Origin of the sequence: uncultured Cyclobacterium sp. (assembly GCF_963977555.1) — a bacterium.
Classification (GTDB): Bacteria; Bacteroidota; Bacteroidia; order Cytophagales; family Cyclobacteriaceae; genus Cyclobacterium.
The window spans coordinates 67,738-85,506 of record NZ_CAXBPD010000013.1 but is presented as its reverse complement, the minus strand read 5'-3'; the positions used below and the strand labels follow the sequence as shown (position 1 = coordinate 85,506).

Here is a 17,769-nt window from a genome sequence, read left to right as displayed (position 1 = left end):
AAAATTTAAAAATAGAACATCGAACTTAGAATAAATCTTTAATAGCTCTTTTTGCAGCATAAAATCCACCCATTCCATGAACGCCTCCACCTGGTGGAGTGGATGCTGAGCAGATATAATAGTTTTTGAAGGAGGTTCTATAAGGAGATGTCCTTAGAGCAGGTCTGGTAAATATTTGCGACCAGTCCTGTACTCCAGCATTGATGTCCCCACCAATATAGTTGGGGTTATAATTTTCGATCTCCTTGCTATTGAAAGTATGCTTTCCAATTATCGTGTCCTTAAAACCAGGCGCATGTTTCTCTATTTGATCTTCAATAGTGGATGTCATGTTGCGTTCTGATCCTGCAGGTACATGGCAATATGCCCATGCTGTATGATAACCTTCTGGAGAACGTGTGTTGTCAAATAGGCTTTGTTGGGATAGAAGGACGTAGGGGTTTTCACTGTATTTACCTTCCCAAATTAATTTTTCGGATTTTGTAATGTCTTCCAATGTACCTCCTAGGTGTACTGTGCCAGCACCCTTAAGCGCTTCGGATTTCCATGGAATAGGTTGTGAAAGCGCGAAATCCATTTTATAAACCCCCATTCCATACCTATACTTACTCAATTGCCAACGATACAGTTTGGAGAACTTGTCTCCTGCAATCTTTAATAAATTTTTAGGGCTCAGGTCAAACATTACCAATTTTGCATCAGGAAGTTGACTGTGGTGAGTTATCATTTTCCCTTTTTCAATTTTACCTCCTATGGCGAGAAAATAATTGGCTAAGGCATCAGCGAGTGATTGAGATCCTCCCTTTATCATTGGCCAGCCACTATGATGACCAGCTGCCATTAACACCATGCCTATAGCTGAAGTAGCGATATTGGTTAAGGGTTGGATACCATGCGCTGCCATCCCTGCCCAAAGAGCTCTGGTTTTGGTTTCTTTAAATTTCTGTGCAAGTATTGTGGAGGGTTTAAGCGCATTAAGTCCAAATAAGCCCAGTTTTATCGGATTATTTGGAAATTTTAATGGGGATAAAATGTCTGGAGAAAGGGTGTCCCAATGATCGAAAAGGGGTTTTAACAAATCAATATAGGCTTTTTTGTCCTTGCCCAAATGATCTGCGGTTTCAAATAGGGAGCGGTACAAGGAAACTACAGACCCATCCGGTAGCGGATGTCCGGCCAATGTTTTAGCGTGTATAAATTCCAGGCCATACTGATCGAGTGGTAATGTCTTAAAAAAAGGGCCTGCTGCTGCCATGGGATGGATGGCTGAACAAACGTCATGTTTAAAACCAGGAAGGGTAAGTTCCATTGTTCGCATGCCACCACCAATTGTATCTTTACCCTCAATTAGTAAGACATTTAGCCCATGCTTTTGTAAAACAATTGCCGCTGAAAGACCATTTGGCCCAGATCCTACGACAACAGCATCAAAAGTAGTGTCCATAGTTAAGTATTTATTGCAAAGTTATTTCTTTTTTTAGTTCATTAAAGGAATCATTAGATTTTAACAAGTAGTTACAATATTTTTTCACCAAGGGAATCACCTTTGAATGGTTTTAAAAGTGGGTGTTCTCTTGATGTCCTGATTTTACTTTTTGCAAACAAGTATTAATTCAGAAAAGAGGTTTTTAAATTCCTTTTTTAATAGTAAGTCAGTTAAATAACGTCCTATTCCCTCTCCGGATCTACCATCTTCCTAATGGATTGGCTGGAATTAAAAAGCCACACTCTTGTAAAAAAATTAGCTTCTTACTTTAAATCAATGGCCAGCCTCATTTCTTTAGGTTGAATAGATAGGCTTTCGTTGGTGTACTCAACTTGAAAGCTTGGGCCATTGGCAGGAAGTGTAAATTGCCTGAAATTCGTTAAATTGTAAGATCCGCTGCCACTTAGCTGGAGGGGAAACTGCATAGATAATGGGGTGAATCCCGCATAATTCACTGAATTCGCAGCAATATAAAGTTGAAGGCCATTTTGTTGCCAACTTGTAGTAAAAGGTAAAAACTGATTAAGCACAATATTAATAAGGAAAGACATGGAGATGGTCAATGACATTAAAACGGGAGCAAACAAGATGACCCCCAATACGACTAGCATTCCAGATGTTGATATTTGTGTATTTATATCGGCATCATATGTAAAGTCTAATGCAGGCTGATTGGGTGTTCCTGTAATCTTTGGTGTAACTGCAGCACGAAAGGAAATTTTTGCTTTTACTCTGCACCAACATTTCCCACGCTTTGCTTTTAATGACCCTGTAGCTACAATTTTATCTTGTTCTAAAGCTACATGAATGGAGTTCAAGTAAATTTTCCAACGTGAAACACGGAATTGTGAAGGTATCCATCCCTTTGCAAATGCGATTTGAACAGCTGCGCTTATGACCTTCTCATTCACAACGGCTCCAATACTGGTGTTTGATGGATTGAAATGTTTCAACTGCTGACCAATACCCATGGCTGGAGCGGTCAAGTTAAAATCTGAAGCCAGAAGAAGAGAAGATGGTGGAACAGTTTTCTGGGCAGTTAGTAAGGGACTGTTGGGGGAATACCGAAGTCCTAAAACACCAAATATATCAATGAGATCCCAAACCAGAATTTCTACACTTCTGATAAGTCTAAAAGCAATCCATATCCCAAAGGATACAAGCGGGGCAATGATCCCGTTCAGGATCCATTTGGCTAGGAAGTGACCCCCTGTAAAAGTAATTTTTATGGATAATGTAGGAGTTATTTTAATGACAATTCCCTTAGGTTGGCCAGCGGAAGTCTTTGAAAGTTGTAGTTCAACATTGTTGATCGTGAACTTCATGGTTGTATTGACAAGCTGAATTCCAAAAAGCTTTAATTTGAAATCAGCAAGCGCTTGTAAATCCGTTACCACGCCACCAAGTGGGGCTGGATCTTCCAGGTCCAGAATTTCCAAATCTTTAACTTTAGCCTCAAAAGAACCAATGCTACCAAGATTTGCCTGGTAAAGCAATTGGGCCTGTAAAGTTTGTAAAAACTTATCTAGCACAAGATTGATAATGGGTTGATTTATTTCTATTGCTAATTTAAATCCTGCTGCCCACGACATATCGTTTTGTCTTTAAGGTTGGTCTTAAATTTCCATTAAATAGGATTTGTTGGTACTTCTCGGGCATCATCTATGTCGAAATTGTCATCACTTTCATTACAATATTCTTCATAGATCAACTCCAGTTTTTCCATTCCGTAAAATTGAGTTTGCCCTGTGACAATGGCATAGAAAATTTCTTCATTTACTGGCAAACCCTCTTCTTCAAGTAGCAACTCATCGGTCAAAATGGCTGCGATTTCAGCAGGTACTTCAACGTTGAGGAATTCAGAGAAAAAACGCACATGATCCGCCATAAAAATATGCCCATTTCTAGTCCTGGCGTTGACTACATTTACTAGCCTTTTTCTTAAATCGTCCTCCAATGCATTTTTATTGTTCGCGAGGACTTTCTTAAATATGGAAATCCATAAGTCCCAGCTGAAAGCTTTTTCTAAACCATCTACAGTGGAGAAATCCAAAGTCATATTTATTTCTCCAAAGTCCTCTTTACCAACTTCGGTAGAAAATATCAATTCGTAATCGAGTGATTTTCCCTCCAACAAATCCTGATTTAGCCCTAGGTTTTCGATGTCTATTTTGACGGTTTTATTGGTAATTCCATCAAGATTCCATGTAACTTTTTTAAGTTCAAAAGTTTTTATAGCCGTGATGTTTAATAAAATCTTAAGTTCTTCACCCGGTTGTATGACGGATGGGCATACACATGATATTTGGAAAAAATCGTTGAAATGGTAGGTTGTGAGAAGCATGACATTGGACGTATGGTTCACAGGAAACTTACTTCAAAGTAATAAAAAATTTTGGAATAGGCAAATTAAAAGTCAATTAATGCGCTCATATATAGGGGTTTAAATGGGGGTGAAATAAATGATATTGAATCAAAAAATAAGAAAGAAGAATGATGCCGCGTATATAATTCAACACATAGCCTTTTATGCGTTCTTTTTATTGATCGGAGGCTTATTGTACTTTTATTTCATATAAATTGTAGCGAGATAAAGGCAAGTCTATTATCCCTACTTTTTTAAACCCTAGGTTTTCGTAGTACTTGCAAAGCTTAGGGTTTTTTGAATCTGAATCTAATCGCAAGTATTGACAATCCTCATTTTTGGCCTTAAGTCCAATTTCTTCTAAGACCCGTTGTCCAATTCCTTTTCCATTATAGGCTTCCTTGACAATTAATGAATGCACGTAAATGGCTTTATCTTGTTGCTTTCCCCAATAGGGTAGGTCTTCATTTAGCATCCTCACCATGCCGATATTGTTTTTATCCCGATCATCGACAAAAAAGAATTCACGGTTTATAATACCTTCTTCTATCCATAGCACTTTTTCTCGTGGAGGGTTCTTCCAATATTGCCAATGGTTAATTTGCATCCTATTAATTTTTTCGGCTGCTTCTTTCAATAAATTTAAAACCAGTGAAAGGTCTTTTATTTCTATCTGTCTAAACGTAATATCCGTCATTATTCTTGTCTAAAGGCTACTCACCAGGATAGGCGACAGGATTTCCACTTTCTTTATGAATGGGCATTTGTGCCATTACTTCTTTAAGGTGGGCCGTCAAAAGACTGGCCAACTCTTTTACTTTGCCGGGTTTTTTAGCTGCCAGGTTGTTTTGTTCTCCTAAATCTTCGGGGATATTGAACAATTCAAAACTTTCATCTTTATGGTAATAAATCAACTTTAAATCCCCTTTACGAATAGCACTAAAAGCACCTATACCAGGCCCTTTAGGCCCCCATTCATTGGGGTAATGCCAGAACAAAGGCCGGTTATTTGACTTTTGGGAAGGATTGCTTTCCAACATGCCAACGAAACTTTTTCCATCTATGGTTTGAACCGTGGAATATTCTTCCACCCCGGCCATTTCCAAGATGCTAGGGAAGAAGTCTTCAATGATTAAGTAGTTGTCATTTTCTGAGGTGGGAACCGTCACTCCGGGCCATTTTACGATCATGGGAACCCGGATGCCTCCCTCATGAATGGATCCTTTACCACTGGAAAGTGGCTTATTGTGGGTGTGTGGAGCACCTCCTCTACTGTGTACGCTTAGGCCACCATTGTCCGACATGAACAGGATGATGGTATTGTCTGCTATGCCTTTTTCTTCAAGGTAATCCATGATATCTCCTAAACTTTTGTCCATGCCTTCTATAAGAGCGGCATAGCTGGCTTCCTTTTCATCAAGTCCATTGTCGATGTATTTTTGATAGTAGCGTTGGTCTTTTTCAATGGGCGCATGCACTGCATAATGGGACATATACATAAAAAAGGGCTTGTTATTATTCAATGCGGTGTCCATTGCGTTTTTTGCTTCTAGGGTCAAGGCTTCTGTCAGGAAAATTTGCTGGCCATGGAATTTTTCAAGGCCTGGAATATCCCAAACTGCACTTCCTCCTCGCCAATTGGCACTGAAATTTTTTTCTCCCAAATAACTACCGGGTCCACCAGCGGCATGTCCGGCGATGTTAACATCAAAACCGATGGCTTTTGGGTTTTCAGCAGGGGTGTCGATGGCTCCAAAATGAGCTTTTCCTGCATGAATGGTATAGTAGCCGGCCAGTTGGAGCAGAGAAGGAAGGGCGTCTGCATGTACGGCAAGATCCAAGGGTTCCGGACTCATGCCGTTTACATTCCATGCCGGAAAAATCAAATCTTTGTGATTGGTTTCCATCGGCTGCAAAGCATCTTTGTGTAATGTCCAATTGGTAACCCTATGTCGGGCAGCATTCATGCCCGTCATGAGGCTGATGCGGGTTGGGGAACAAACAGGTGTAGCATAAGCCTGGGTGAATTTCATTCCCTCTGCTACTAATTTTTCCATATTTGGTGTATGGTAGCGCGCGTTAAAAGGCGTTTTTTTATCCCAAAATGGTACTGAAGTATCTTGCCAACCCATGTCATCTACGAAAAACAAAACGATGTTTGGTTTATCTGGTGGGCTCAGGGTTGTTTGCTTCGAACAACTTACAAAGGCCAAGGCCAATAAGGTGGTATAAAAAAGTTGTTTCATAAGTTGGTCTTTTTTGATTGGGTCTCCATTCGTTGCAATTAATGAGGCCTGCAAGCGTTGGCGGGAAATATTGGATTGGTTTAAAATAAATGGTGAATATAAACCTAAAAATTGAACCTGCAGATGAGATAAAGCCCTTCTTTTTGTCTTTTCAAACCAATGAAATTAAAAAAATTGTTTTGGCTTAACTCCTAATAAGAAATCATTTTCCTTTTAAAAATTTCTTTAATTGTATCCAATTCGCTTTTGTTTTGAAGGGCTGTTCGGGTAGCAAAATACAGGATATTAGAAACCACCTTTTCTCCTTCCCATGCAATGATTATTTTACCAGCTGATTGGGCTTCTTTAACCAGAAAATCAGGGACTATAGCAAAGCCCTCTGAATTTTCTAGGCACCTGATAATTGAGCTGATATTTGGTAAAATGTAATTGGGATTGAAATCAGGTTTGTTTTTAAAATTATCAAACCAAAACCTTCTGAAATGTTCCATCTCGTTGGAAGCACTGTACCATATTTCCTTTTTAAGTGATTTCTCTAATTCCGCATAATTTCCTTCAGTAATCCATGGAGAAATTCTTGCTAGAGAAGATTGACTACCCGTTACCAGCAAGAGGGTCTCTTTTGTGAATGCCTCATATTCAACCAAAGATGCTTCATTGCTAGGTTTTGGGGTAATGACAAGATCAAGTACACCATTATTTAAATCTTTTATTAGATCCTTATGGTCTCCAAATTTTGCTACAAGGTTAAATTTTAGGGTAGGAACTTCCGGTTCTAGTATGGCCTGAAAGGTTTCTGTGCACATTCCTATACTGATTACTGCTTTGCGTTTCCTTGAAGTTTTCTTAAAATGCTGTTCTGCTTTTTCTAGTTTCTGTATGGATTCAATTATGAAACTATAAAGGTGTTTTCCTTCCTCTGTAGGGATCATGCTCCTAGAGGTTCTAATAAACAGCTTTTTTCCAATGTAACTTTCCAGTGCATTGAGATGGACACTCATCCCGGGTTGAGAAGAATATAACTTTTCTGCAGCTTTTGTCAGGGTCTTGTTTTCAAAAATAGCGACAAAGGTCCTGTACCATTCCAAATTTATCATCTATTAATATTTTTATACAAAGGTATAAAATGTATTATTTTTTTAATACTAAAGTAGGGGGGGTAAATTTGTAGCCTAAATAAAAAAGGTTTGATATGAAAAATATTTTTGTAATTAATGGGGGACATCAATTTGCTCATTCTCCCGGTAGGTTTAATCGTACCTTACTAGAAAAGACCAAGCAATTCTTCGAAGCGGAAGAGGGATTTGCAGTTAAGACTACCCAAGTTGGAGAAGAATATAATTTGACTGAAGAAGTGGAAAAGTTCAAGTGGGCAGATATTGTTTTTTACCACTTTCCTGTGTGGTGGTTTCAGGTTCCCTTTGGATTGAAAGCATACATTGACAGGGTGTTTACTGCAGGACATCAAAGCGGTATATACCATAGTGATGGAAGAAGTAGAAATAATCCAGCCATAAATTATGGAACCGGAGGTAGTTTACATGGTAAAAAGTATGTACTTACCAGCAGCTGGAATGCACCTGAGGAAGCTTTTTGCCTCAAGGGAGAGTTTTTTGACCAAAAATCAGTTGATGAAGGGCCTTTGTATGGTTTCCATAAAATGAACCAATTTGTAGGTTTGAGCTTGCTTGGGAGCATTCATTTTCACGACATGGAAAAGAATGCAGATGTAGAGGCCGAGCTCAGCCGTTATGAAAATTTCCTCAAGATGAATTTTATAGACAAGGAATTAACCAAAGCATTGCCTTAACGATAGCATCTTTATTATACGTTATCGGGTTTGGCACTAAATTTCAATTATAGTTGTCAACCCTAAGGCACGAACGAAATGTTAAACCATTCAGTGTAACATTTGAATTGATTTATTGATTGTAAGAATGAAATTGTTCTATCCATATGCCTTTAATTTGAGTTCATTTTATGGATTGAGTTTTGGCCATTTTCAGCTAAATTAAAATCCATTTAAAACAATTTTTCCTTTTGCTTTACCTGTTTCTAAAAAAGCATGTGCCTTGCGTAAATTTTTGGCATTAATGGATCCAAAGTTTTCACCTAATGTGGTTTAATGGTTCCCTTTTCAATTAGTTCTGCTGCTTTATTTAGAATATTGTGTTGCGCTATCATGTCCTCGGTTTGAAACATGGAACGGGTGAACATTAATTCTATATGGATAGAAACTGCTTTTCCTTTAAAAGGCATTACATTCAAAGATTTTGGGTCATCTATAAAACCGAATTTCCCTTGAGGTTTTATTAACTTCACTATCTCATCAATATGATGTTCGGTAGCATTAAGGCTCACAACATAATCAGGCGCAGGAAGCTTATTATTCCTGAACTCCTCACTTAATTTGTTCCTGTGATTGATTACTGAATCTGCTCCTAATTCTTTCAACCATTCCGTTGTTTCATCTCGCGATGCTGTCCCAATGATATTTAGTTTTGTCAATTTTTTAGCCAATTGCACCAAAATAGAGCCTACTCCACCTGCTGCTCCTATGACCAATATTGATTTGCCGGTATCCTCCTTTTCCACATTCAATCTGTCAAACAACATTTCCCAAGCTGTAAGCGTGGTTAATGGTAAGACAGCCGCTTCAGCAAATGACAAATTTGAAGGTTTTTTGCCTACAATACGCTCATCTACTATTTGAAACTGGGCATAACTACCTTGTCGCGTAAAATCACCTGCATACCAAACTTCGTCTCCAACTTTAAAATGGCTAACCTCGTCTCCGACTTCTTTTACAATTCCTGCTGCATCCCAACCTATGACTTTCCACTGATCACCTTCAACGGGCAAACCTGCACGAACTTTATAATCTGCCGGATTTACAGAAATAGCTTTTATTTCCACTAGAATATCTTTGCCAGTTGCTTTTGGCATTTCCAATTCAATATCCTGTAGCGATTTAACATCTTCTATTGGAAGGTTTTCCTTATATCCTATTGCTTTCATTTTCTTTTATAATTAGATCAAGGTGAAAATTTCGTTTTCAGGCAGTCTTGATTTTGGGGTTTTCTCTGTGGAGTTAAAATCTGATGCCGCTCTGTATCCTATGGACACCACAGTTATGGCTGTAAAACCTTTCTCTCTTAATCCAAACTCTTCGTCCAATGCCTTCATGTCTAATCCTTCCATAGGCGTTGCATCAATTCCCAAACTAGCAACACCCAATAAAAATCCGCCTATGTTTAAATAGACTTGTTTTTCCATCCAATGGTTAAGGTCCTTTAAATCGTACTTATGAATGTTGGAGAAAGTTGACATTGCTCCAAATACCCCTTTTTTTATGCTCTCATTTGGGTATCTGCCATCTTTTTCTTCAGTCGCAGAAAGGTGCTTTAAATAATCAACATCTGCGGATACTCTAGAGCAAAACACCACTACTGCAGAGGCATTTAATACCTTTGGTTGATTAAATTGAAAAAAACCTTGCGTTCCCTTGGCTACCCTTCTCTTTCCCTCTTCGGTATTTGCAACAATGAAATGCCAAGGTTGTAAGTTGGTACTCGAAGGACTCATTCTCAACAATTCTTTGACTTGATCCATATCCGAATCGGATATCGTTTTTGTTGGGTCAAATTCTTTGGTTGTGTATCTCCAGTTTAAGGTTTCTGTTAAGTTCATATTATTTATTTTTTGGAATACTATATAAAATATAGTTGCAAACTTAAGTATAGGTTATTTGCTATGCAATAACGGTCAAAAAGGATAGTTTAGCTTTTTAGAGTTTAATGGTCAATTTTTTGAAAAAAATGCATAGAAAACCGGAATGAGATACCTTGTGTTTTATTTATAGAAGTTTTTAGGGGATGTTGAAGCTAGTTTTTTGAAGGATAAGTGGTCTTCCTGTCCCAAAAAAAATAAAGGGTTAAAGTCGATTAATTGTTTAGCAATGGTTCATGGTTTGAAAATAATCGCAGAAATAAATTTGGCAAAATTAAATGAATTGTGTGTTTTTTGATTTCAAATTTTTAAATTGAGGAAGGTATACCTTTATCTTATTGTTTATGATAATTAAATATGTCCACCATTATGAAAGCTAGTTTTCAATTTACCTTTATTTTAATCTTATGTTTCGGTGTGTTTTCATGTTCAATAGATGGGAATGATGACGATAAAAAAGTGGAAGTATGCGACAATGGTATTGATGATGATGGGGATGGGCAAATAGACTGCGTTGATGGAGATTGCTCGGATGATGATGCCTGTATTGGTATGAGTTCGGATTATCGATTAAAAGACAATATTGCCATGCTACAGTACGGGCTAAACGAAGCATTGCAGCTGGATGCTAAAATTTATAATTATAAATCCGATGAGTCATTGGAGAAGCGTATGGGATTTATGGCCCAAGATGTACAGTCAATTATGCCGGAATTGGTTATGGTGGATAAATCAAACCAACATTTAAAACTTAAATACATGGACTTGATGGCTGTTTTGGTCAATGCAATTAAGGAGCAACAAAAAATTATAGAGGCCAATCAGCAAAAAATCGAAATGCTAAATTGTGAAATTGAAAGCTTAGAGTAAGACTATTATTTTGGAACAATTGTTTTTTGTCCTGTAGCTTAAATTTCTAAAAATGGCCTAACTTTTTTTCTTAAGCTTGTCATTAAAATCATCAACAACTTTTTGAAGGATTATTATGTTTTGATTTAAGTCCTCATCGGTATTGTCTAATTGTTGTGCTTTTTTAAAGAAGAATAATGAATAAGTGTACATTTCCATTCTCTTCAAATAGAGCCATCCGTATTTTTTAGGGTCATCTAATTTATTATTGGCTTGCTTTCCGATTTCATTTGCTTGAACAGTACAGGTGTATCCTATCTCAAATAGTGTATCGAAATCGTATTCTTTTAATTTTACGGCAGTCTCGTAGTTAAAAATTGATTTTCTAAAAATCTCTATTGTTTCAAGATAAACTTCGTCATATTTTTCAGGTTGGTTTATGTATTTATTGATGTCATTTTTAAGTACTGTTGCTTGTTCATTGTAGACAAATCCTAAATTATGATGAGCATCAACATTTTTAGGATTAATCTCAATTGTCTTTAAATAATAGTTTACCGCTTCATTATAATTTTTATTGGCTTGCTCCAGCACACCTATGTTAAAGAACAATTTATCGTCAGTGTCATTTAACTTTACTCCTTCCTTTAGTAGTTCTAAAAAGCGCTCATTATTATTAAGTTTATGGTAAATATTCGCTTCAGAAATTATTAATTCATAGTTGCTAGGGAAATTTTCTCTGGCTTTTTGGAGGAGCGCAAGTGCTTCATTATAATTTTCCTTTTCGGACAGTAATTGAGATTTTGAAATTGTATTATTGATTGCAATTTTTTCATTGTTACGATCGATTTCTTTTTGGTCTTTTGCCAATTGTTCTTCAACAAAATCATCCGAATTTTTCCCGGTTAATTTTTTATCACTTTTTATCCATTCTTTTACTAGCTCGTTTGATTTTGATTCTTTAAAGCCATATTTAGAATCCAAAAATTTATACAATGGCATCTTTTCTATTTCCTTTTCTCCATTGAATTCAATTTCATAATAATAAATCTTTTCTTTTGTGCTTTCCAAAAACAACTTCAATAGTCTATCATCTTTTTTATACAATTCACCCCAATCTAAATCTTTAATATAGTTTCTTCCAAATATAGCACCACTTAGTAATGCCTTTTTCGTTTGATCATTGGCTGCTACAAATAAATCAATTGATGTTTGGTCATAATTGTCGCTTACATAATTATTTCTTGCGTAAAAAAATATTTCATGGTAGGGATCTAGATAATTATTTGTCTCGTTAGAGGCTAACATTTTTCGAGTTCTTTCACTCCTCTCTTCGTCAATAAAATTTCTCCAAAATTTAAAGGAGCCATATCCTGTTGATCCATGAACACTATTATTATAATAACCTGAATTAGTTGATAAATCTCCAGCGAAATCCCTAAGTTCATTTACATAAGCATTATAAAACTCATTGATTAACGCCATATTTTTAAGTTCATTTTGGTTTTTTAATAGCTGATTCGTATTGTATGCTAATATTTTCTTTAGTCTATTTATTTGGTTGGTAAAAATCTCTGATTTTAGTGTCTGATACCTAGCATCACCTTCCTTATCAATAAGCCAATTCAAGTTGTCAATGGCTAGGTTTTCATAACGCCGTAATGTTTTTTCCTTTACAAGAAAATCTGCATAATCTGTTGTATATAACGCTTCGCATTCCTTGTCTAAAGGAATAATTTGTTCAAGATATTCACTTATGTTTTTATTTTTACTGTTAACATTCCTAATCCTAGCCTGTTGGATATCGTTGGCAATACTTAAACCGACATTTACCAGTTGGGTAGCTGCGGCTTCTAAATTTTGGGTGTAAACTTGTTGCCTTGCTAAAGCATCCTGATAATGTGTATTTGCAGCGCTTGTACTACTTTGGTAGGATGGTGTGTTTGATGACGAAGTTTCGTAGCCATAGTTGTTGGAACTCGTTATTGGCTGGTTGGTGTCGGTTGTAGCGTTAGCATTTGTATTGTTTCCACTGCTACTCTTTTCACCTAAAGCATACATTTCAACGAGGTGAAAATTTACTGCATCCAAATAGGTGAGCCGTATATTTTTAATGTTAAATGAATTGCTTAAAAAAACTTCTTTGGCCCTCTCTCCACTTACAATAGTTCTATTGCTGTGTTCTACAAATACATGGCCTTCAAAGATATTTAGCCAATCACCACCATAGGTCATATTCCCTTTGCTATCGAAGCCAATTGAAGTTATAAAATTACTTCCTTCATAAACATCAACTACAAACCTTGGGAATTGCACCCTTATTGGACCGTAAGCTTCTTCTCCTAATTCCTGCCTTGAATATTGTTTACCTTCAAAATAGACAGTATTGCCTTTTTCAATGGTATACGAAATGTCAACCCAAGGCCTGTCGTTTTTCAAATAATAATTTAGTTTTAAGTTCACTGCTGCATCGCAACCATTTTTACCATATTCGGGCTTCCACTGAAAAGTAGCTGTAAAAATTTTCCCACTAGTATTTTGCGCAAATAAAAAAAAACTAAAAAATGTAAATAAAAATAGGAGGTAGGATTTATTAATTTTCATGGACTTGTTAATTTTCTCATTATATACCTCATGTAATATACTGAATTACTTTTGAGAAATTATCATGGTAAAGTGCAATTTTTTTAAGGTAATGGGAAAACGTTCCGAGCCTTTTTAGCTAGGGATAATACTATTGGTCGTCTTAAGGAAACTCAGTAGTACATTATGAGAAGTACTGAATGCTTTTGACTTACGATTGTCTACCCGATTTGTGGCCCTTTCTTCAATTCTTCGGGTTTTTGGTAGCGTGAGGAGTATCATTGATTTCAATTGCCTTGTTGAACATTTCAGTAGCCATGTCAGATTGTTCTGTTGCGAGGAAATAATTGGCCATGGAATCATAAGATTTTGAATTGTTGGGGTAATTCTCAATGTTGTAATGAAAGAAAAGAAACGCCTCATCAAAATCCTCTTTTTGCATGTAATAGTTTCCCAGATCATCCATTTGTTCATGATTCGGCAATGTCTTAAATCCTAGTTTCTCAGTCACATTCCGGTAATGGTCTACCACTTTATTGAAAAAGGATTCCCCGGAAATGTAGGGATTAGTCCTTATTATCTTGTCAAGGTCAATTACTTTCCATTTAAAAAAGTATTTCAGGCCGTCAAATTCTGAGATTGTCGGAACACTTAGATGATTTTCATTAGAATAATACTTCCAATGATAATCCAATTCATTACTCGTGAATTTTTCAACTGCCTTTGCGAACTTTAAGTTTGATCGGATAGTAGCCGTTGTCCAGGTTGTATCTGTTAAGACTGTAAGGGTATCCATGGCTTCAGGCATTGTATTTGCCACGGTCATGAAGAGCGATTTGTTTTTAAAGTTGTTGTTTCTGATTTTTTCAATTGCGTAATTGAAGAAGCGATAATTATGAAACTTGAGTCCTGGGTCGATTGCCAAGTAGTTGGTGAACAAACTTTGATGATTGATTAATGTATTAAGGACAAATGAGCCACCTAAAGAATGACCAATCAACGTTCTATGTTGAAGCGTTAGGTATTTGTCATCAATATAAGGAATAAGTTCTTTCTCTATAAAATTGGTAAATCGTTCAATACCGCTAGAGTCAAATTCTTCATCATTAGGATCAAAGGGCATTAAGTCTTTATCTCGATTGGTGTTTGGGATGGCAACAATCAAAGCTTCTGGGCATGCAGTATTGCCAAAAGAGCTTAATTGTTTGACAATCCCTGAAAGTGAATAGAAATAGACATCACCATCAAGAAGATATAAAACTGGGTACCTCAAATCGGCCTGAGAATTATAGGAATCTGGCATGTAAATCCAAACTTTGCGTTGCTCACTGAGAATTTCCGAATAGATACTGTCAATTACTCCAATAGTGATCTTATCCTGTTTTTGGCCATTACAATACAGGGTAGGAATCAAGAGAAATGAGATAATCATAAACTTTTTCATATGCGATCCGGTGAGGTGAATGGCGACCTATGTCTAGGTTATGAGCAGTTAAGTGAAACTTTAAACCTCCTTCACCTGCGCAAAAATCCAAAGGATGTTCATCAGTAGACAGGAACAGGTAAATTCTTGTAGTCAGTATTGAAAGTACCTATTTATTTTTCAATACGATCCTAAATCGTGCTTTGCCATTTTCAAGGTGTTCAATTGCTTCATTTACTTTTTCCATGGGGAATTCCTCAACGTCTGGATAAATATTGTGTCTTACACAAAAATCAAGCATTGTTTTGGTCAATGCAGGACTGCCTATGGGGCTTCCTCCTACCGACTTTTCTCCCATTATTAAACTAAAGGCAGGAATGGCCATCGGTTCCAAAACAGCTCCTACTGTATGAAATCTTCCTTTTGGTGCCAATGCAGTCAAATAGGAATTCCAATCCAAGGATACATTGGTTGTATTCAGTATGAAATTTAATTTTCCACGGATACTTTCCAATTCTTCGGGAGAGGTGGAATCAATCACGCTACTGGCACCCATATTCAATATGGCATCCTTTTTAGCAGGGTTTGAGCTAAAAGCAATCACTTCACATCCCCAGTGTTTTAAAAATTTAAGCGCCATATGTCCAAGGCCTCCTATCCCAATGACACCAACCTTGTCTGTAGGTTTAACGCCAGCTATAATGATAGGATTGAAAACGGTTATCCCTCCACACAGTAGAGGTCCGGCTTTGCTCATGTCAATGCCTTCTGGAAGTGGTATGGCCCATGACCAATGTCCACGAACCTTTTCGGCAAATCCACCATCTCGCCCTACAATAGTCGCCTCGCTTTGCGCGCAAAGATGGTGTTCACCATCCATGCACTGTTCACAACTCATGCAAGATGCCGACATCCAGCCCAAGCCTACCTTGTCACCGACATTTACATTTTTAACAGCATTACCTATCGCGATTACTTCACCAATTATTTCATGACCAGGAACAAGTGGATATTGAGTCATTCCCCAATCATTGTTTATCATGCTCAAATCAGAATGGCATATGCCACAATAGTGAACTTTAATATCAACTTGTTCAGTACCGATCTCTCCTAAGTCATAGGAATAAGGTGTGAGTTTTGCTTTTGGTTCAGAGGCAGCATATCCATTAACTTTCATAATCTATCGTGGTTAGGGTGTATTGTTTTGTGAATTACGCATAGCATCTGTAGGCCCTATGTTTTTATTCAGGTTTCACACAGGTTATGTACCAGGTGTTTATAAATTCTTTTTAATTAACAATTTAAGGATTTAGGGTGAAAAAACCAGCTGAGCCAACACCTAATTTATTGGTAAAGGTCAAAATAAAACTGCAGCCTAAATTCACCGCAAACTTCAATAATTCATCTAGGATAGGCCAAGAGCATGTTCCTTGAGCCTGTCGAAGGGGCTTAATTGGGCAACACATTATTCTCTAGGTTCCCTCTAAGCTAGGATTAACAGATTAACAATAACCTCTTCTGTCTATTTTTTTCCTGTGGGGCACGATGAATACAAGGAGGAACTTTACGATTAGGGTGATCCGTGGCCAACCTGCATAAATGCCCAAGGCCTAAGCTTATTGGTTGTGCATTGGCTTTGGCTAGGTAGTGGAGGTCAAAGAACTGTTCACTTAAAAAGTATTCAAAATAATCCTCATCCCCATCATATAATTTTTTAAGTTCTTCTCGGATTTCGGGAACAAGCACTTTTCGTTCGGCTTGTGAATTGGGCAATATTTCACTTGACGCTCCATAGTAAGTGCATAAAAAGGTGTCGACTGGTATAGGCGCGCGATCTACATGAAAGGAATAAACATCAGTTGGGAAAAACGGGAAGCTATCATCCCTTTCATAAGACTGAATCACATTAAGTGTGGGAGAGGCACCATGTGCTTTCAAGACCTTCAAATCATGTAGAAGCATTTCCCGCGCAAACTGCCCTTGTTCACTCAATTGAAGTTCAAGAAGCTCATCCGGATGAAGTTCGGCCATATTTTCATTAAGCGCTACCTGATTCACAATCTCAGAAAAATCACCATTTAGCTTACGCGACCAACAAATCGCATTGCTATTTCCATGAAAAGGCGTGGAAAGAAAGTCTTGAAAATTAGTGACGTAGAGAATTTGATTCTCGACAGGAGATTTACTGATCATAATAGGTAGTAACTAAATCTTGATTCTTCGTAGAAAGTAATATCACCTTCCAAATTTCGAGAATTTATTTTTCTAATCAGCTGCTTTTTCATACCATTATCGTCAAATAAGACTAATTCTCAAAATGCTGTCAATAATTCGTTGGTGTTCCCGCACCCTGAGCCTGTGGAAGGTGAGTTGTTAAATATTACGATCTCTTTTGGCGTCAAGTCATAAATTCGCTACACAGAGCGGTCGGCTTCTGCTTCGGGTTTAATATTCCCATTCTTCGAGCAATTTCGCAATGTTGGAGGTATGAAAATTAGCGTATTCTTTTGCTCCCCCAAACCATCTTATTACTTCCTTTCTTGCGAGCAATGTAGTTTTTTCGGAAAGAAGAGACCCGTATGAACTGTAAGTCCAATCTCGTAAATCTTTTGTAAATCTATGTTTTACAGGGTTTTGGTGAATGTAATTAATGACCGAAGTAAGGTAACTGTCTGATTCAATTTTAAATCGCTTCGTATAGTCTATCCAAAGCGCTCCTCTTCGTCCATATTTTTTATTGTAAGCTTTTGCATAGGCATTTAATAGATTGCTCAATTCTTGCATAACCAACTTATGGAAGTCGCCCTTGAATTTTGGATGGGTTTGAGCAGCTTCATCCTCCATGGTTCGGATTAAAAAATGAATGTGATTGGGCATAAGGCAGTAACAGATGGTACTGGCCACCGAAGGCATGTACTGCGCATATTTTCGTAGAAAATACCGGTAGTTTTCATCAGATCTGAAAAGGTTTTCGCTACCTACCGCATGGTTTACGACATGATAGTAGCTACTCGGTTCAAATTTTACTAGCCCTTTCATAGTTGTTACATTTTAGAACATAGACCCATAAGGTTTTAAAAACCTTATG

Annotated in this window: 15 protein-coding genes; 2 read left to right on the top strand and 13 right to left on the bottom strand. The window is 37.2% G+C overall.

All coding sequences use genetic code 11. The features are described 5' to 3' along the window. Positions 1–25 precede the first annotated feature (25 nt). The 6 genes from AAC073_RS16250 to AAC073_RS16225 form a co-directional block, all read right to left on the bottom strand. Positions 26–1,444 (bottom strand): NAD(P)/FAD-dependent oxidoreductase, encoded by a 1,419-nt coding sequence (locus AAC073_RS16250; protein ID WP_339924847.1) that lies wholly within the window; start codon positions 1,442–1,444, stop codon positions 26–28. 305 nt (positions 1,445–1,749) lie between these two features. After that, positions 1,750–3,078, bottom strand: a complete 1,329-nt coding sequence (locus AAC073_RS16245; RefSeq protein ID WP_339924846.1) for a hypothetical protein — start codon at positions 3,076–3,078, stop codon at positions 1,750–1,752. A 35-nt stretch (positions 3,079–3,113) separates the two neighbouring features. Beyond that, positions 3,114–3,830, bottom strand: a complete 717-nt coding sequence (locus tag AAC073_RS16240; protein ID WP_339924845.1) for a hypothetical protein — start codon at positions 3,828–3,830, stop codon at positions 3,114–3,116. A 211-nt stretch (positions 3,831–4,041) separates the two neighbouring features. Then, positions 4,042–4,548, bottom strand: a complete 507-nt coding sequence (locus AAC073_RS16235) for a GNAT family N-acetyltransferase (RefSeq protein WP_339924844.1) — start codon at positions 4,546–4,548, stop codon at positions 4,042–4,044. A 16-nt stretch (positions 4,549–4,564) separates the two neighbouring features. Next, positions 4,565–6,097, bottom strand: coding sequence for a sulfatase (locus AAC073_RS16230; protein ID WP_339924843.1), 1,533 nt, complete (start codon positions 6,095–6,097; stop codon positions 4,565–4,567). A 191-nt stretch (positions 6,098–6,288) separates the two neighbouring features. Beyond that, positions 6,289–7,194, bottom strand: a complete 906-nt coding sequence (locus tag AAC073_RS16225) for a LysR family transcriptional regulator (RefSeq protein WP_339924842.1) — start codon at positions 7,192–7,194, stop codon at positions 6,289–6,291. A gap of 95 nt (positions 7,195–7,289) precedes the next feature. Here AAC073_RS16225 and AAC073_RS16220 point away from each other — a divergent pair, with 95 nt between their 5' ends. Continuing rightward, positions 7,290–7,907, top strand: coding sequence for an NAD(P)H-dependent oxidoreductase (locus AAC073_RS16220; RefSeq protein WP_339924841.1), 618 nt, complete (start codon positions 7,290–7,292; stop codon positions 7,905–7,907). 302 nt (positions 7,908–8,209) lie between these two features. Here AAC073_RS16220 and AAC073_RS16215 read toward each other — a convergent pair whose 3' ends face one another. After that, the gene (locus tag AAC073_RS16215) at positions 8,210–9,115 is read right to left on the bottom strand and encodes a zinc-binding alcohol dehydrogenase family protein (RefSeq protein WP_339924840.1); all 906 of its coding nucleotides are present in this window, start codon (positions 9,113–9,115) and stop codon (positions 8,210–8,212) included. A gap of 12 nt (positions 9,116–9,127) precedes the next feature. Then, positions 9,128–9,787 carry an oxygen-insensitive NAD(P)H nitroreductase gene (gene nfsB / locus AAC073_RS16210; protein WP_339924839.1) on the bottom strand — a complete coding sequence of 220 codons (660 nt, stop codon included), beginning with the start codon at positions 9,785–9,787 and terminating at the stop codon, positions 9,128–9,130. A gap of 408 nt (positions 9,788–10,195) precedes the next feature. Here nfsB and AAC073_RS16205 point away from each other — a divergent pair, with 408 nt between their 5' ends. After that, positions 10,196–10,696: a tail fiber domain-containing protein gene (locus tag AAC073_RS16205; protein ID WP_339924838.1), complete on the top strand. Its 501-nt coding sequence runs from the start codon at positions 10,196–10,198 to the stop codon at positions 10,694–10,696. A gap of 57 nt (positions 10,697–10,753) precedes the next feature. Here the strand turns inward: AAC073_RS16205 and AAC073_RS16200 are convergent, their stop codons facing one another. From AAC073_RS16200 to AAC073_RS16180, 5 genes are all read right to left on the bottom strand, one after another. Next, entirely contained in the window at positions 10,754–13,279 is a 2,526-nt protein-coding gene (locus AAC073_RS16200) for a tetratricopeptide repeat protein (RefSeq protein ID WP_339924837.1), read from the bottom strand. 223 nt (positions 13,280–13,502) lie between these two features. Beyond that, a complete protein-coding gene (locus AAC073_RS16195; protein ID WP_339924836.1) occupies positions 13,503–14,702 on the bottom strand; it encodes an alpha/beta hydrolase-fold protein in 1,200 nt (399 codons plus the stop codon). A 148-nt stretch (positions 14,703–14,850) separates the two neighbouring features. After that, on the bottom strand, positions 14,851–15,858 hold the full coding sequence (locus tag AAC073_RS16190) for an NAD(P)-dependent alcohol dehydrogenase (protein ID WP_339924835.1): 1,008 nt from the start codon (positions 15,856–15,858) through the stop codon (positions 14,851–14,853). A 317-nt stretch (positions 15,859–16,175) separates the two neighbouring features. Continuing rightward, positions 16,176–16,874, bottom strand: a complete 699-nt coding sequence (locus tag AAC073_RS16185) for a hypothetical protein (RefSeq protein ID WP_339924834.1) — start codon at positions 16,872–16,874, stop codon at positions 16,176–16,178. Positions 16,875–17,126: 252 nt separating this feature from the next. After that, complete coding sequence (locus AAC073_RS16180; RefSeq protein WP_339924833.1) at positions 17,127–17,720, bottom strand: hypothetical protein; 594 nt, start codon at positions 17,718–17,720, stop codon at positions 17,127–17,129. Positions 17,721–17,769: the final 49 nt, after the last annotated feature.

Bases quoted from the DNA above. Each gene is read 5' to 3' on its own strand.
- AAC073_RS16250 (WP_339924847.1), bottom strand. From the start codon at position 1,444: ATGGACACTACTTTTGATGCTGTTGTCGTAGGATCTGGGCCAAATGGT.
- AAC073_RS16245 (WP_339924846.1), bottom strand. From the start codon at position 3,078: ATGTCGTGGGCAGCAGGATTTAAATTAGCAATAGAAATAAATCAACCC.
- AAC073_RS16240 (WP_339924845.1), bottom strand. From the start codon at position 3,830: ATGCTTCTCACAACCTACCATTTCAACGATTTTTTCCAAATATCATGT.
- AAC073_RS16235 (WP_339924844.1), bottom strand. From the start codon at position 4,548: ATGACGGATATTACGTTTAGACAGATAGAAATAAAAGACCTTTCACTG.
- AAC073_RS16230 (WP_339924843.1), bottom strand. From the start codon at position 6,097: ATGAAACAACTTTTTTATACCACCTTATTGGCCTTGGCCTTTGTAAGT.
- AAC073_RS16225 (WP_339924842.1), bottom strand. From the start codon at position 7,194: ATGATAAATTTGGAATGGTACAGGACCTTTGTCGCTATTTTTGAAAAC.
- AAC073_RS16220 (WP_339924841.1), top strand. From the start codon at position 7,290: ATGAAAAATATTTTTGTAATTAATGGGGGACATCAATTTGCTCATTCT.
- AAC073_RS16215 (WP_339924840.1), bottom strand. From the start codon at position 9,115: ATGAAAGCAATAGGATATAAGGAAAACCTTCCAATAGAAGATGTTAAA.
- nfsB (WP_339924839.1), bottom strand. From the start codon at position 9,787: ATGAACTTAACAGAAACCTTAAACTGGAGATACACAACCAAAGAATTT.
- AAC073_RS16205 (WP_339924838.1), top strand. From the start codon at position 10,196: ATGAAAGCTAGTTTTCAATTTACCTTTATTTTAATCTTATGTTTCGGT.
- AAC073_RS16200 (WP_339924837.1), bottom strand. From the start codon at position 13,279: ATGAAAATTAATAAATCCTACCTCCTATTTTTATTTACATTTTTTAGT.
- AAC073_RS16195 (WP_339924836.1), bottom strand. From the start codon at position 14,702: ATGAAAAAGTTTATGATTATCTCATTTCTCTTGATTCCTACCCTGTAT.
- AAC073_RS16190 (WP_339924835.1), bottom strand. From the start codon at position 15,858: ATGAAAGTTAATGGATATGCTGCCTCTGAACCAAAAGCAAAACTCACA.
- AAC073_RS16185 (WP_339924834.1), bottom strand. From the start codon at position 16,874: ATGATCAGTAAATCTCCTGTCGAGAATCAAATTCTCTACGTCACTAAT.
- AAC073_RS16180 (WP_339924833.1), bottom strand. From the start codon at position 17,720: ATGAAAGGGCTAGTAAAATTTGAACCGAGTAGCTACTATCATGTCGTA.